Genomic DNA, 15,247 nt, shown 5'->3' on the forward strand with positions numbered 1-15,247 from the left:
AGATACGATGAGGCAATTCAAAAAGTTGCGTCTGTCTTAAGACTTCAATGTAGTCCAGCCGTCCTGTTGCACGACTCGTCCTTCTTTCATCAATTTTCCAAGCGCGCGTTTAAATGAACCTTTACTCATTTGGAACATCTCATCAATCTCATCAGGAGACGATTTATCGGTAAATGGCATCTTGCCGCCTGCCTCTTCCAAGTAGGACATAATTTGTTCGCTATCTGTTTGCAGGCGATCCTGCTTCCTCGGCAATAATGAACCATTCAAGGTCCCGTCATCGCGTACCCCGATGATTCGAAGGTCCACTTCTTCACCTAATCGAGGTTCTTGCTGACGCTCTGTTTCATGAACGAAAATGCGGTACAAATCTTCCGTTAAGAAGAAAGATCCCACAGGCAGTAGGCGATAGGCTCTCGCTTTTAAATTCTGATTGTATAAATCTTCATCAGCAATTGTAAAATGCTCCTGCACACGTTCCTCGGTAACTAAGCGACCAAATAAATTTCCACCCGGATCGGTACGTAATGTCATGTATAATTGATCGCCTGGTTGCGGCCATAGCTTCTTTAACTGCGGAAAATCAGCACGGTTAACTAGTACTTCAAAAGATGAACCGATGTCCACGTAGGCACCTTCTTCTCTTTCAAGTCGAATGACTTTCGCCCAGCCAAATGTATCGACTGTGACAGTCGGTAGCTGTGCAGTTGCCGTTAATTCACCTCTTCGGTTGATATAGAGAAAAACTTCTACTTGCATGCCTTCCTCTAAGTCCGGTGCTTCCGAAAGATTCAAATAAATTTCTTCCCCGTCTGCATCCAGCACCCATCGAGATCCTTCCTTTCGAAGGATTTCAAGTTTTGCAAGCGTGCCTGATTGTAATTGCGTCATGAATGACCGTCCTTTCTAAAGTGCTCTTCTTTTTAATTTTTTTATAAACTCAGGATCTTGTTCCAATGTCTCCACTAAATCCGTGATGCGATCCATTGCATTCCAGCTGAGATGATGTTCAATTCCTTCGACATCCCCGTAGATGTTCTCTTCTTCCACCCCGATGATTCGAAGGAACTGTTCGAGTAGTTCATGACGACGCACAAGCTTTTTCCCAAAACGCAATCCTCGCTCAGTCAGGGCAAGACCACGATACCGTTCATAATGCACATACCCTTCCCGATCTAGTCGCTGCGCCATTTTCGTCACAGACGATGGAAGCACGGAAAGCGCCTCTGCCACATCTGACACACGCGCTTCCCCCCTTGCCTCCAATTGTAAATAAATTTGTTCAATGTAATCTTCCATACTTGGTGTAGCCAAGACATCGCCTCCTAGTTTAAATGCAAAGACACTTTAACTTCATGCCTCCAGCGGATGTCACAGATTTTTAAGGGAGCTTTTCGAGTGAGCTCAATAAATTTCTGAACACAATTATGCCTCGGCGCAATTGATATTCGTCTTAGAAGTTTAGGAATTAGTGGGTTGGGTAAATTAACTACACAACAAAGAAAAGAGGTGATGTAAAATGGCTCGTTTACTATGGCTTGTTATTGTAGTCTTAATAGCATTATGGGTAATCGGATTAGTTGCAAAGATCGGCGGCGGATTTATTCACCTTCTTCTTGTAGTGGCAGGAATCATCTTCATTCTTCAGTTACTCACCGGAAGACGATCGGTATAGTGAATAGTAAATCTCAATTAATGCTCGCTCTGCGTTCAGGTAATTCTTGCGTACAAACATGTATTTTGCAAGTCTTTTCCATTCGCGGAGGGAGCATTTTTACGTAGAATTCCTTCCAGTTCGAAACCTGCACGCATTGCTACTGCGAGTCCCTTACTGTGCTTCTCATCACAATGAAATTCCACCCGCTCTGCTTGCAATTCATCAAAGGCAAAAGCTACAATTTCTTTGACCGCTTCCGTCATATAACCTCGCCCCTCAAATTTCGTATTCAGCCAGTACTCCAATTCAAACTTACGAATCCGCCAATCAATTTGATGTAATCCTGCACAGCCGATAAATTCGCCTGTATCTTTTAAAAACAAGTTGAAACATAAGTTCTTTCTGCTAATAAATTCAGCAACCGTTTGACGAACATGCTCCTCTGTTCTCTCAATTGTAAGATCGTGTTGTGCCCATTTTGTCCAGCGCCGCAAAGTCGGTATTGAACGTGAAACAGCACCCCATACATCCATTGCGTCATTCAACTCTGGCGCCCGAATCAGTAAGCGTGATGACTCGAACTGTTCTTTGAAATCCGGAATGCTTTTTTCGTAAAAGTCACGATCTTCCCAATGCACAGGGGTCGTTGTGCCTGCTATATAATCTTCCCGGGTCATCCCATAAGACACTGCGTCATAATAGGTATTCTCTTTAGGGAAAAACCAAGCTTTCCGCAAATGAGCTTCTTTGACGAAACCCGCACGCTCAAAGGCCTTACGCATCGCCGCATTATCGTGGCGGGTATGCCCTACTATACGATTTTTCTGTTCAGGCAGCTCGAACACGTACTGCGTCAGCTTCTTCAGCGCACGCGAACCATATCCATAACCTCTGAAACGATCCGCAATTCGCAAGTCAAACAACGGAACATCTTCTTGTAAATCATAGACTTTGACAATACCTACTTTTTCATCTTCATTATTCTCTATCCAGAACGTCTTCACGTCATCGGATGCATAGCCGCCTTCTTCTATCGACTTTTCCAATAACTCACGCCCGGGCTCGCTAATATCATGATATGGCCAGGAGTTCGTTGTCATAAACTGAATTAGTAAATCTTGTTCCTCTATCGTCCATTCTTGTAAGCGCATCAAAATTCCTCCATCATGCTCGCTCTTTAGCAAGCATCTCACTGCACAGTTCAATTACATCGTGTGTTGTTCCTCAATTGCATGTTCATACGCAATCTTCACCAAGTCAGCAACATGCTTATCTGCTAAAGCATAGTATACCATTTTTCCGCGTCTTTCCGATTTCGCCAATGAATGTTCACGCAAATACCGCAAGTGATGGGAAGCTGTAGCCGACGAAGATTGAATAACAGCTGCTACATCACAAACACACATTTCAGATTCCAATGTCAGGGAATATGCAATCCTCAGCCGCGTTTCATCGGCTAACGCTTTGAATATTTGTACCATTTCCCCTACATCCGGAAGCTCGTTTTGAATTTTCCGCACAACATCCTCGTGTACGATCGTCACGTCACATGAATCTGTATTCGCCACATTTCCACCCCATTCCATAGACTGTAGATTATGGTCATTATATAGAACATACTAAGTAAAATCAATTTACTCAGATAGGAGTTTGATCATCCTATCCATTGGTTTTATCCTCATTCACTCCATGGATCTTCTCATACAGTTCATCTTCAGTTGATATGTCTGCCAATTTAACTTTGGAACGATATGCCGCCCGAATGATCACATGTCCAGCGACTGGTGCTGTCAAAAAAACAAAAGCTATTCCCAGCAATAACCGCACACTAATGAAATTTTCAGCGGCAAGGAAGTATACAAAAGCACCCGACAGAGTCAAAAGCACTGCGAGTGTTGAGCTCTTGGTCGCGGCATGCGATCGGGTATAGACATCCGGCAGCCGGATCAAGCCAAAAACACTGAGGATACTCGCGACAGCTCCGGTCAAAATCAACAATGCACCTGCAAATTCACCCATCTCGCTTACGCTCAACGATTTTCCCCCTCTCAATGAATTTAGAAAATGCGATCGTCCCGATGAACGAAAGAATACCGAGAATCAAAATAGCTTCCAAGAATGCTTTCGTATTCATCATGACTGACACGACAGCAATCGTCGCAATCAAGTTCACGCCAATCACATCTAGCGCCACGACCCGGTCCGGCAACGACGGACCTAAAATAATCCGAATGACCGCCACTGAAATAGTCAGCGCGAATAAAGTGACAGATATTGTCAGCATGCCTGTAATCATCGTGTCACCTCCATAATCGCCTTCTCAAAGTTCTTCAATTGCTTGATGAGACCTTCGCGAGATTCTTCTACGTCCATCGCGTGAATGTACAATTCATTTCCAGAGTGTGAAACCTCCATTACGACGGAACCTGGCGTCAACGTGAGCAACATCGACAGCATCGTTACTTCTACATCACTCGTCAAAATCGTTTCATACTTAAAAATCCCCGGTTTAATCCGCAATGTTGGTCGCATAATCTGAGAAATGACAACCACACTGGACTGAGTCAATTCCCGAATGAAGATGAGCAGGAGCTTACAAGCTGCGTACACTCTGCGTAAATAAAAATGCATGCCGAAAAAACGGCTCATAAAAAAGATGATGCCGATTCCGACTAAAAACCCCATAAAAAACGTTGTGAATTTCAACTCATCTTCATCTATCAGAGTCATCCATAAAAATGCGATGAATAAATTCAGCAATAGCTGGACTGGCATGCCGCTCTCCCCCTCTCTACTTCAAATCATTATCGAGAACTGCCCGAATATATTGTTCTGGATTCGCCAATGTATTAGCTGCATCTTGAATATATGGTGAAAGCAATTCCGCTCCGATTCCCATACCAACCACTAACATTGCAAGCAACACAAGCGGCAGTCCGAGCGCCTTCTTAAACGACACTTGGTCATCTTCACTGATCGTCGTTTCTCCCCAAAAGCTATTTAGGAAAATGCGAAGCAAAGAATACAGAACTCCAATACCGGATATGAACGCGACTGCCAACAACAGATAGGAACCTGTTTCAATCGCCCCTAAACCGATATACACCTTTCCAATAAAACCACTTAACGGCGGAATTCCTGCAACTGCTAACATCGTCAGGAAAAATAGCCAGCCCACCAGCGGATAATTCCGGATCAACCCGCTAATTTCATCGAACTTTGAGCGACCGGTCAAATGTACCACGGTACCCGCCAGTAAAAATAACAATGCTTTACTAGCCATATCGTGAACCAAATAATAACTGGCACCCTGAAATGCCGTAGTCGTCGAAATTGCAAGTCCTGTTAATACAAAGCCAACTGAAATGATGACATTATAAGAAACAATTTGTCGAATATCCCCGTAGGCAATGGCACCCAAACAACCACCGATCATCGTGACAACCGCTAATACGCCGATCATTTTAAAGACTAATGGATCGTGAATGAAAATTAGCGTAAACATCCGATATAACGCATAAATCCCAACCTTCGTAAGCAGAGCACCAAACAATGCAGCGACTGCTGTAGGAGGTGCAGCATACGACCCGGGGAGCCAGAAGTATAGGAGCAGTCCAGCTTTCAAACTGAATACTATTAAGAACACGATACTGATCAAAGTAAGCAATGGTCCTTGACCAGCTTCCGCGACACGAACCGCGATATGCGCCATATTCAAAGTACCGACCGTGCCATACAGATATGCAATGCCCAGCAAGAAGAACCAAGATGCCAGCACATTGATCAGCACATAAGTAATACCTTCCTTCAGTTGCATCTTGCGTCCGCCTAAGGTAAGAAGAACATATGATGCCAGCAGCATGACTTCAAAACAGACAAATAGATTAAACAAATCACCCGTCAGAAAAGATCCGTTAACACCCGCGACTAAAAATAGAAAGAATGGATAAAAAAACATCTTTTCCGTTTCTATACCTGTCGTCACGAATGCATAGAGCAATATTATGCTCGATACAACACAAGCTACCAAAACAAGTAACATCGCAAATGAATCACCTACAAATAATATGCCATGTGGCGGTAACCAATCCCCAAAATCCAATCGCATAATACCTGTACGGCGGATATATTCCAAACAATAAGCCGCAACGCCGGCTGACAGCACCATCGTCAATAGGCTCAGCACACGCTGAACCCTAATATACGGCCTGAAAAGCACTAGGATTACACCCATCAATACAGGCAGAATCATAGGCAACACTAGTAAATTATTCATCTTGGTGCCCTCGCAATTCAGGTCCTCGACCAGATTCCTGATAGACGCGGTATGCCAGCACTAATAAAAATGCCGTCACAGCGAAGCTAATGACAATCGCCGTTAAAATCAAAGCTTGCGGCAAAGCATCCGTATATTCTGCTGCTGTTTCATGAAGCAACGGCACATCCCCTTTCTTCAAACCGCCCATCGTTAGTAATAATAAATGAATGGCATGAGAAAGAATTGCCGTACCTAAAATAACTCGCAACATTTCTTTCGATAGAAGCAAATAAACACCGACCATCACCAACACACCAACCAGAAGGGTAATTAATGTTTCCATTACTCCACATCCTCACTGATTCCCAAAATAATCGTTACTACCACTCCAAGTACCGTCAGTGCGACGCCCGCTTCGAAAATCGTCATAGTTCCAAGTTCCGTCTCTCCGAAAACCGGTAGATCGAATACTCTTGTCGACTGCGATAAAAAAGGAACACCAAACAATAAAGATAAAACGCCTGTCCCTACTGCCAATAAAACACCTAACGCAGCCACCCGCTTAAAATCGAATGGCGTGCCTCGGTGAACCGTCTCAATATCATATACAAGATAAAGCAAGACGAACGCAGAAGAGAGCACCAAACCGCCGATGAAGCCGCCACCTGGATTGTTGTGGCCAGATATAAACAGCTCCACGCCAAATGTTAAAATAATGAAGAATACAATTTTCGTTACGGTCTGCAGGATCACATCATTTTTCTTCAGGACGATCCACTCCCTTCTTGCGCCGCAGCTTCACTAACGAGAACACACCAAGTCCGGCGATAAACAGCACCAACACTTCCAGCATCGTATCAAACGCCCGGAAATCACCGAGGATGGTATTAACTACGTTCAGCCCTCCCGCAATGCGCGAAGCTGTTTCATAATAAATCGAGATAGTTGGATACAACGAATGACCTTGGACCAACAAAGCCACTACAGTGACAATGACTCCCGAAGCCGCTGCAATCAGCCCATTGCGCCATCTCATGGATACCGCTCTATGTTCCGCTCTCCACTCAGGTAAAAAGTAAAAGCACAGTAAGAACAACACAGTCGTAACTGTCTCCACAATAATTTGTGTCAAAGCCAAATCAGGTGCGCGGAATACGACAAATAAAATCGCTATGGAATACCCAAGCACACCGTTTAGAATTATGGCTGTAATTCGGGAGCGCGCAAACAAAACCGCCACGCTCGAACACATCATCACAAAAACGATGACGCCTTCATTCATTTCTATAGGTGCATCGTTTGAAAAATCAAAGACAAATTGCTGGAAACCAGCTAATCCGATTCCGATAAACGCAATGAAAATCAGCATGATATATGCGACATAATCACGCACAGAACCCGTCATATAGCCTCTCGTAACACGTGTCGCCACTCGTTCCATCCGTAAGAGTGTCCCATTATAGAAACGATCCAACGTCCATTGCAGAACTCCTAATCGATAGACGCCTTTCCAGTAACGTAAATAACGATAGAGCAAGGTTCCCACTATGATTACACCAAGCGTCATAAAGACCGGAGCCTTCCATCCATGCCAAACATGGATCTCAGGAACCAAGCCTTCCATATTCCCAAGATGCGGATACACCGCAAGCATGGCAGGTCCCAAAATATACGTCCCCAAAATATTCGGAAAGAAGAAAATCAAAAGTACCAAACTGCCTAGCACAATTGGCGCCACCAACATTTGGATGGGCGCTTCATGAGCAGGGCGCTGGCCGGAGAACGGTTCTGGCACCTTTCCCAAAAAGGACTGAAACACAATAACCATGCAATAGATGAACGTAAAGACACTGCCGACCCATGCAACGATGGGAAAGAGCAGAGCAAGTGAATCCATCGTCAATAAGTTGGCATTTTTCAGTGACAGCATGGCCTCAAAAAATAGCTCTTTACTTAAGAAACCATTGAAAGGAGGCAATCCTGCCATGGAAAAACTCCCGATCAACGCAATCGTAAACGTGATCGGCATAATTGTCGCCAAACCACCCAACCGTCTAATATTACGCGTCCCAAGCTGATGGTCTAAAATTCCGACAACCATAAACAGCGATCCCTTAAAGGTCGAGTGATTGACCAAATGAAATAATGCAGCAAATGTAGCCGCTGTAAATAGCGCCACGTGCGAGCTTTCTGAAGAAGCAAATGCAAGTGAGCCAACGCCGAGCAGGCTCATGATCATACCGAGCTGACTTACCGTTGAAAAGGCCAATAACGCCTTCAAATCGGTCTGTTTCACAGCATTGACAGACCCCCATAGCATCGTCAACAGACCCACACATGAAACGATATAGAACCACACCGCATGACCCGCAAATACAGGTGTAAAGCGAGCAACGAGATAAATACCGGCTTTCACCATCGTGGCAGAATGCAAATACGCACTGACCGGAGTTGGTGCCTCCATGGCATCAGGCAGCCAAATATGGAAAGGAAACTGCGCGGACTTTGTAAACGCACCCAGCAATACGAGCAGCATGGCAGGAATGAAAAGAGAATCTGCAGCGATGATATCGCGCATTCCGATCAATTCACGTAAACTAAATGTTCCGGTCATCGTGTATAGCATTAAAAACCCTGCCAGCATGAAAATACCGCCAGTCACGGTGATCAACATCGACTTTTTAGCACCATATCTTGATTGCTTACGGTGGAACCAGAATGCAATCAGCAAGAAAGAGGAAATACTTGTTAATTCCCAAAAAACATACAGAACGATCAGATTATCAGACAAAACTACCCCGAGCATCGCACCCATGAACAGTAGTAAATATGTATAAAAGCGGCCAATCGCTTCTCGTTCAGAAAGATAAAATATTGAATAGAAAACGACTAGACTACCAATCCCTGTAATCAACAAGGCAAAAATCATACTTAGCCCATCTAAATACGTCGAAAAATAGACATCCGCCGAAGGTATCCAAGGAAGGGAATATGTATAAGTTGCGCCATGTGAAAGCGAGGGAACTAAACGAAGAAGAAGTACGAATAAAAGCAAGGGAACAATGATTACAAACCAACCGATTTTCCTACCGGTTAAAAATTTATGTACGAATGGCACCAAACATGCTGCGATAAATGGAATAAAAATTGCCAGCAAGACGGTAATCAACCTTACACCTCCTAAAAAATTCTAACGTAAACATCGACTAACCACCCAACTCCTCTTGACTGAACCCCATACGTTATGCATAATGGGACTCTAAGCAAAGAGTATATTGCCTACTCAAAAGTATACACTACTTTACAGGAATTCGCATAGAAAGCGCAGTTGAAATGTTGTATGGTTGCTGAAGTATGCAACCAAATAGATAGGATGTATACAGTGGTAAACTAATTATTTTATCGAATATGAAGAGGTGAAGAGTCATTATGGGCAAAATGAAAAGCCGTATGGACGAGAGTATTCTCGTTTGTGTGTACTACGGTCCAAATGGTGAACGTCTCATTAAAAGAGGATATAAAATCGCAGCAATCATGGATTGTCCGCTGTACATCTTAACCGTCGATCCTGCACCACTGGATGACTTTGATGCGGAGAAATCGGAGTACATCGAACGCTGGCAAGAACTTGCTGAAGAGCTAGACGTGGAAGCGTTCATTATCCGAGACGATGAAACGCGACCCGCAGCCAAGGTCATTAAAGAAGTCGCACACCAATACGGCATCACACAAATCATCATCGGGCAAACAGCGCAAAGCCGTTGGGAAGAAATTACGAAAGGCTCCTTCATGAACGTACTGCTAAGAGAGATCCCATTCGTTGACTTCCATGTAGTCTCTGTAGATCGGGCGATCAAACATGAGGAGGAAGGGTCTTTTGAAAAAGGCGTGCGTGCCTACCTTGTTCAAGACGGTGATGGTTATCGCATTAATTTCACACTCTCCAAACGTGCACAATACGAAGGTATCTTCTTCAAAGAAATTGGAACAGATTTTAATAACGGCATTTTTAAATTCATGCAAAACAATAAAATTTGCCAAGTTCAAATTGAAGAGGACCAAGTGCTGGAAACGAGCAAGATTCAATGCAAAGTCTATGATTAATACTGACATCTGTGCATATCATTTTTAAAAAAAGCAGCATCCCGACTTTCGGGATGCTGCTTCTTATCATTCAGAGAGCTCTTCTCCTACTATTTTTACTTCCATCTCCAGATCGATTCCAAATTTCTTTTTGACTTCTGCTCTCACCATTTCAATCGTCTGGATATAATCTGTTGCAGTTGCGTCTTTTTTATTAACGATAAACCCGGCATGTTTCGTAGAAACTTCTGCTCCGCCAAATCCTTTGCCTTGCAGCCCACTATCTTGAATCAATTTTCCTGCAAAATAGCCTGGCGGTCGCTTGAAAACACTGCCCGCCGAAGGATATTCAAGAGGCTGCTTAGATTCGCGCTGAAACGTAAGGTCTGCCACAGCCGCATCGATATCACATTGTACGCCAGGCGTCAATTGGAATTCAGCAGATAGTACATAGTAGCCTTTCGTTGTAATAATGCTTTTTCGATAACCAAGTTCCAGCTCTTCTTTGGATAGAATGAAGATCTTCCCCGTATCATCCATCAATGTAGCTTGTGTAATAATATCCTTGATCTCACCGCCGTATGCCCCGGCATTCATTGCCATTGCTCCGCCGATCGATCCTGGAATCCCACAAGCAAACTCCAAACCAGTCATGCAAGCTTTTGCCGCTGCCTTGGATGCATCGATGATATGTGCCCCCGCTTCCGCAATTAGCGTACTTTCCTTAATCTGAATTTCATTAAGATTGGCCATGTACAGGACAATCCCACGAACACCGCCATCCCGTACAACCATATTCGATCCGTTACCCAATAATAAAATCGGAATGTTTCGTTCATATGCGTAGGTTACAACTGCTTGCACTTCTTCTATAGTTCCAGGTGCTACGACAACATCTGCTTTTCCACCTAGACGCGTTTTCGTGTATTTGTTTAGCGGTTCATCAAGCAATACCCAACCGTTCTTTATTTTCATTTGAAGGTCTTCAAACCAGCGATGTTTTGACATTCACATCCAGTCCTTTCACTTTACCTGTCTCCAAACAAGGAAACATTCTTATCACTCTATTAGTATGCTTCCAATCGGTCTTTTTGACAAGGTTTTTCATTTTGACTTTTATAGGCTTTTCCTTTACAGTTTACATAACTAAAGACCCACAAGGAGGAGAGAAAGTGAATAAATGGAAAGTTGATTCCACAGCATCCACTGTCGAATTTTCCGTTCCCCATATGATGGTATCGAGCGTGAAGGGCAAGTTTGAAGAGTTTTCAGGGGAAATCGAAGGAAATGCACTGGATTTGGCGAAGAGTTCTGTCCAGTTTAAAGTGGCTGTTCGTTCTATTCAGACAGACAATAAGGAGCGCGATGTGCATTTATGCTCACAAGACTTTTTTGACGCACAATCCTTTCCATATATGTCGTTTCTCTCTCGATCTATTTATCTAGAGAAGGATAATATGTATAGAATGACTGGAGATTTGACCATTAAACAGACTACGAAAAAGCTATTGTTTTGTGTTACACCTTTAGCGCCTGAAACATTTGATGCCCGCTATCTAGCTGAAGGCAAGATTAAGAGGAAAGAATTTGGCCTGACATGGAATAGGGCTATCGAAGCAGGCGGTGTCATGGTCGGCGATACAATTGATATTCAGCTGACCATTGCCGTAAAGAAAAAATGAAAATGCCTGAACAGATGAATACCAGTGCTCAGTCAGAAGCATTTGCTTTTTACTGAATTTAAACGAAGATCAAATTGCCCAGTCTACGCAATTTAGGGATTGAAGCGGAAGACGGTCGACTCCGGGAAAGCGTACCGTCTAGAGCGCAAATCCTCACGGATACCCCCCTGCCGCACTTACTCGACGAAAACTTGACCAGCTGTATTCGTATAACTTTTGCTTCACTTAAAATGGAAATCTCGATAATAACAATGTGAAATATCTCCAGATCATCTCATCTGGTAAGGTAACTCAATAATCTCGTACATTTAAAGAAGCAACAGCCGAAATGCCATACGAGCATTCCGACTGCTGCTTTTCTATCCTTATTTACACATCACACGAGTCATCATCACACTGCCCCCCGCTATCTTTTCCTAGCATCTGCAGAGTTGGTTTGATTCCTTCCTCTTCTGCAATCTTTTCGAGCGCCTCCACAAATGCTTCGATCGGCTGAGCACCGGAAATTGCATACTTCCGATTGATGACAAAGAACGGTACACCCTGTACGCCAATCTGACGTGCTTCTTCGATATCAGCTTGCACTTCATCTGCAAAATCATTACTGTGGAGCATTGCTTTCGTCAGCTCTGCATCGAGACCCGCTTCTTGTGCGATCGATACGAGTACTTCCTCTGTGTCGATACGTTCACCTTCCACAAAGTGACCATGCAACAAACGCTCGGTCACTTGCTCTTCCGCCCCATGCTGTCCAGCAAATTTCGCTAGACGATGTGCATCCTGCGTATTGGAAGTCTTCATTTTTTCCACTTGATAATGAAGCCCCACCGTTTTTGCTTGCTCTTCAACATTTTTCATCATATTTTCTGCTTCAGTCCTGCTGATGTTATACTTGTTTGCCAACCCTTCAAGTTGCGATTGGTCAGATGCTACAGGTGTATTCGGATCCAGCTGATAGGCCTTGTACTGCACCTCTGCTTTCTCCTCTAGCCCTGCTTGCTTCAGTGCCTGCTCCAAACGTCTCTTTCCGATATAGCAAAACGGACAAACATAATCGGACCATACTTCAATTTTCATTTATTCCGCCACCTTTCTACTATCAATTTTAGATTCAATAAAATTTGGGTACAATATAAATGCTTGAACTATTTGAATATAAAAGGACTGGTGTAAAAATGAATGAGTCACTATGGCTGGCAACCGCATATCCAAACGAAGAATATCCTGTGGTAGAGGATAATCTATCATGCGAGGTTTTGATCATCGGCGGAGGTTTAAGTGGGATTGCAAATGCCTATTTCTTAGCGTCACAAGGTAAAGATGTCATTTTATTGGAGAAAAACAGCATTTTACACGGAGCGACCGGGAACTCAACTGGTAAACTAACTGCGCAACATGACTTGGTATATGCCGATTTGATTGAGCAATTTGACTTGGAAAGCGCAAAGCTTTATTTCAATGCGAACGAAAGTGCTCTGCAATTCGCTCGTTCCATTGCAGATGCAAATGAACTGCAAACTGCACATTCCGCACTTTACTCACAAACTGCAAAAGGTACAGAACAATTAATGAGAGAGAAAAAAGCCTATGAGGAAATAGGAATTCCGTTCACATTAGCTGGCAAGACAACCGATTTACCTTTTCAGACTACAAACACATTAATCATCGAGAACGAAGCTCAAATACATCCAGTTCGTTTTGGACAAAAGTTAGCACAGCTTGCAACCAAGGCTGGTGCTCGATTATTTGAACATGCACAAGTTGCGGCACTCGATACAGACCGCCATTTCGTTAAGCTTTCTTCTTCCACAGAAATTCGTTACCGTCAGCTGATCATCTGTTCGCATTATCCGATTGAGGCACTTGAAGGTATGCAAATTCTCAAATTAGACGTCGATCGTTCTTATATAGCAGCGGCAAAAACAACCACCCCTTTCGCCCATCAATATATCGCCGTTGATAATCCGAAACGCTCAATACGCACAACAACCATTGACGGTCAATCGTATTTATTACTGGCCGCAGAATCTCATCATGCTGGGGCAGAAAAAGAAACGCAGATCCATTATGACCGCATTACAGAGGACCTAAAAACGAACTTGCAACATTCGGACATCATTTACAAATGGTCTGCGCAAGATCCGTCTACGCCAGATCTAGTGCCCTACGCCGGAGCTATTTCAGATGCATCGCCTGATGTCTTTATTAGTACTGGCTATCGAAAATGGGGGCTCTCCAACTCCATGGCCAGCGCTCAAATCATCTCGGACGCAATTGTCGGGCGACACAATCCTGCCAGCGAACTATACTCTCCTCGACGCACAGATTTTGGCGCATTATTTAGCAGGGCTCTTTTATTGACAGGGCGCACAGTGAAGGAATTTGCAGGCGGTCATATCGCACGCACGGACTCGCCTATTTGCACACATATGGGTTGCCGTACTCGCTGGAATAAAGGCGACCAAACATGGGATTGCCCTTGTCACGGCTCTCGTTTCCGTGCAGATGGTTCAGTACTCGAAGGTCCTGCCACTCAGCCTCTTGATTTAAGTTAAAAAAGACTGTCATGGAAACCGGATGAATTTCCGATTTCTAGACAGTCTTTTCATTAGGATAACGCTTCAGTTAATACTGGTACAATCTGTTTTTTGCGTGACACGATGCCTTTTAGCAATGCGGAGTTATTATCGAACGATACATTAAACGCGGAGCCTGCACGTTCTGCTTCTTTACCTAATGCAATGATGACAGAATCACTGTTAATGATATCCGTTACGACAAACAAGAATAAATCCAAGTTCTTTTGCTCAATCACTTGAAGAAGCAATTTTTCCAACTCTGCTTGACGCCCAAGAATATCTTGAAGGTCGACTGCATTCACTTGAGCAATCTCCATTTTGATATCGCCGAATGAAAATTCTTTTGCATCCAAGCTAACTAATTCTTGAATAGGCGTCGCACTCAAATCTGCACCGGCTTTTAGCATGGCTAGACCATACTCAGCAGCATTGATCTCGGCAATGGCAGCCAATTCATTAGCCGCTGCCTGATCTTGCTCTGTAAAAGTTGGTGATTTGAATAACAATGAATCAGAAACAATTGCCGATAGCATGAGTCCTGCGATTTCTTTCGGTATCTTGACTCCATGTTCCTTGAATAATTTGTTCAAAATTGTTGCCGTACAACCAACCGGCTCAGCCCGATAATATAGCGGATCATTTGTCTGGAAGTTTGCGATTCGGTGATGGTCAATGACTTCCAACACTTGTACTTCGTCCAAATCGTCTACACTCTGCTGCTTTTCATTATGATCGACCAAGATAACTTGCGATACTTCAGGCGATGCCTTTTCGATTAAACGAGGGGCTTCAAAACCAAATGTTTCAAGAGCATACGCAGTTTCTTTTGAAATATTTCCTAAACGCACTGCTTCTGCATCTACTCCCAATTGCTGCTTCAAGTACGCATATGAAATAGCAGATGCTATTGAATCTGTATCTGGGTTTTTATGCCCGATGACTAACACTTTTGACATTGTTAAATCCTCCTAATTCACTCTGTTTACTA

Annotated in this window: 18 protein-coding genes; 4 read left to right on the forward strand and 14 right to left on the reverse strand. The window is 43.6% G+C overall.

The genetic code is table 11. From position 1 onward, the window contains the following. Positions 1 to 36: 36 nt before the first annotated feature. Both MKX97_RS15920 and mntR read right to left on the reverse strand, forming a co-directional pair. A complete protein-coding gene (locus tag MKX97_RS15920; protein WP_078818270.1) occupies positions 37 to 891 on the reverse strand; it encodes a S1-like domain-containing RNA-binding protein in 855 nt (284 codons plus the stop codon). A 15-nt stretch (positions 892 to 906) separates the two neighbouring features. After that, on the reverse strand, positions 907 to 1,314 hold the full coding sequence (gene mntR / locus MKX97_RS15925) for a transcriptional regulator MntR (protein ID WP_078818271.1): 408 nt from the start codon (positions 1,312 to 1,314) through the stop codon (positions 907 to 909). A 205-nt stretch (positions 1,315 to 1,519) separates the two neighbouring features. On the opposite strand from mntR, the gene MKX97_RS15930 reads away from it, so the two are divergent. Further along, the gene (locus tag MKX97_RS15930; RefSeq protein WP_139366021.1) at positions 1,520 to 1,675 is read left to right on the forward strand and encodes a lmo0937 family membrane protein; all 156 of its coding nucleotides are present in this window, start codon (positions 1,520 to 1,522) and stop codon (positions 1,673 to 1,675) included. Positions 1,676 to 1,710: 35 nt separating this feature from the next. On the opposite strand, the gene MKX97_RS15935 is transcribed toward MKX97_RS15930, so the two are convergent. The 9 genes from MKX97_RS15935 to MKX97_RS15975 form a co-directional block, all read right to left on the reverse strand. Further along, positions 1,711 to 2,808, reverse strand: a complete 1,098-nt coding sequence (locus tag MKX97_RS15935; RefSeq protein WP_342536465.1) for a GNAT family N-acetyltransferase — start codon at positions 2,806 to 2,808, stop codon at positions 1,711 to 1,713. Between the two features lie 54 nt (positions 2,809 to 2,862). Next, positions 2,863 to 3,225, reverse strand: coding sequence for a metalloregulator ArsR/SmtB family transcription factor (locus tag MKX97_RS15940; RefSeq protein ID WP_245799531.1), 363 nt, complete (start codon positions 3,223 to 3,225; stop codon positions 2,863 to 2,865). 91 nt (positions 3,226 to 3,316) lie between these two features. Beyond that, complete coding sequence (locus MKX97_RS15945; protein ID WP_040759905.1) at positions 3,317 to 3,691, reverse strand: Na+/H+ antiporter subunit G; 375 nt, start codon at positions 3,689 to 3,691, stop codon at positions 3,317 to 3,319. Continuing rightward, entirely contained in the window at positions 3,669 to 3,953 is a 285-nt protein-coding gene (locus MKX97_RS15950) for a Na(+)/H(+) antiporter subunit F1 (RefSeq protein ID WP_342536466.1), read from the reverse strand. Before MKX97_RS15950 ends, MKX97_RS15945 begins: the two co-directional genes overlap by 23 nt. Next, on the reverse strand, positions 3,950 to 4,432 hold the full coding sequence (locus tag MKX97_RS15955) for a Na+/H+ antiporter subunit E (RefSeq protein ID WP_342536467.1): 483 nt from the start codon (positions 4,430 to 4,432) through the stop codon (positions 3,950 to 3,952). The genes MKX97_RS15950 and MKX97_RS15955 overlap by 4 nt, the downstream gene beginning before the upstream one ends. A gap of 16 nt (positions 4,433 to 4,448) precedes the next feature. After that, on the reverse strand, positions 4,449 to 5,933 hold the full coding sequence (locus MKX97_RS15960) for a Na+/H+ antiporter subunit D (protein ID WP_342536468.1): 1,485 nt from the start codon (positions 5,931 to 5,933) through the stop codon (positions 4,449 to 4,451). Further along, a complete protein-coding gene (locus MKX97_RS15965; protein WP_009498902.1) occupies positions 5,926 to 6,258 on the reverse strand; it encodes a Na(+)/H(+) antiporter subunit C in 333 nt (110 codons plus the stop codon). The genes MKX97_RS15960 and MKX97_RS15965 overlap by 8 nt, the downstream gene beginning before the upstream one ends. Further along, the gene (locus MKX97_RS15970) at positions 6,258 to 6,683 is read right to left on the reverse strand and encodes a Na(+)/H(+) antiporter subunit B (protein WP_342537526.1); all 426 of its coding nucleotides are present in this window, start codon (positions 6,681 to 6,683) and stop codon (positions 6,258 to 6,260) included. Before MKX97_RS15970 ends, MKX97_RS15965 begins: the two co-directional genes overlap by 1 nt. Further along, the gene (locus MKX97_RS15975) at positions 6,670 to 9,084 is read right to left on the reverse strand and encodes a Na+/H+ antiporter subunit A (RefSeq protein ID WP_342536470.1); all 2,415 of its coding nucleotides are present in this window, start codon (positions 9,082 to 9,084) and stop codon (positions 6,670 to 6,672) included. The genes MKX97_RS15970 and MKX97_RS15975 overlap by 14 nt, the downstream gene beginning before the upstream one ends. Positions 9,085 to 9,344: 260 nt before the next feature. On the opposite strand from MKX97_RS15975, the gene MKX97_RS15980 reads away from it, so the two are divergent. Continuing rightward, positions 9,345 to 10,019: a universal stress protein gene (locus tag MKX97_RS15980; RefSeq protein WP_078818275.1), complete on the forward strand. Its 675-nt coding sequence runs from the start codon at positions 9,345 to 9,347 to the stop codon at positions 10,017 to 10,019. A 66-nt stretch (positions 10,020 to 10,085) separates the two neighbouring features. Here the strand turns inward: MKX97_RS15980 and murB are convergent, their stop codons facing one another. Beyond that, positions 10,086 to 11,006, reverse strand: a complete 921-nt coding sequence (gene murB / locus MKX97_RS15985) for a UDP-N-acetylmuramate dehydrogenase (protein ID WP_342536471.1) — start codon at positions 11,004 to 11,006, stop codon at positions 10,086 to 10,088. 164 nt (positions 11,007 to 11,170) lie between these two features. On the opposite strand from murB, the gene MKX97_RS15990 reads away from it, so the two are divergent. Continuing rightward, the gene (locus tag MKX97_RS15990; protein WP_342536472.1) at positions 11,171 to 11,680 is read left to right on the forward strand and encodes a YceI family protein; all 510 of its coding nucleotides are present in this window, start codon (positions 11,171 to 11,173) and stop codon (positions 11,678 to 11,680) included. A gap of 369 nt (positions 11,681 to 12,049) precedes the next feature. On the opposite strand, the gene MKX97_RS15995 is transcribed toward MKX97_RS15990, so the two are convergent. Further along, positions 12,050 to 12,757 carry a DsbA family oxidoreductase gene (locus tag MKX97_RS15995; protein ID WP_221836242.1) on the reverse strand — a complete coding sequence of 236 codons (708 nt, stop codon included), beginning with the start codon at positions 12,755 to 12,757 and terminating at the stop codon, positions 12,050 to 12,052. Positions 12,758 to 12,855: 98 nt separating this feature from the next. On the opposite strand from MKX97_RS15995, the gene MKX97_RS16000 reads away from it, so the two are divergent. Continuing rightward, a complete protein-coding gene (locus tag MKX97_RS16000; protein WP_340760628.1) occupies positions 12,856 to 14,235 on the forward strand; it encodes an FAD-dependent oxidoreductase in 1,380 nt (459 codons plus the stop codon). 53 nt (positions 14,236 to 14,288) lie between these two features. On the opposite strand, the gene MKX97_RS16005 is transcribed toward MKX97_RS16000, so the two are convergent. Then, positions 14,289 to 15,215: a manganese-dependent inorganic pyrophosphatase gene (locus MKX97_RS16005; protein ID WP_078818277.1), complete on the reverse strand. Its 927-nt coding sequence runs from the start codon at positions 15,213 to 15,215 to the stop codon at positions 14,289 to 14,291. Between the last annotated feature and the right edge of the window lie 32 nt (positions 15,216 to 15,247).

Source organism: Sporosarcina sp. FSL K6-3508, from assembly GCF_038615825.1.
Taxonomy (GTDB): domain Bacteria; phylum Bacillota; class Bacilli; order Bacillales_A; family Planococcaceae; genus Sporosarcina; species Sporosarcina newyorkensis.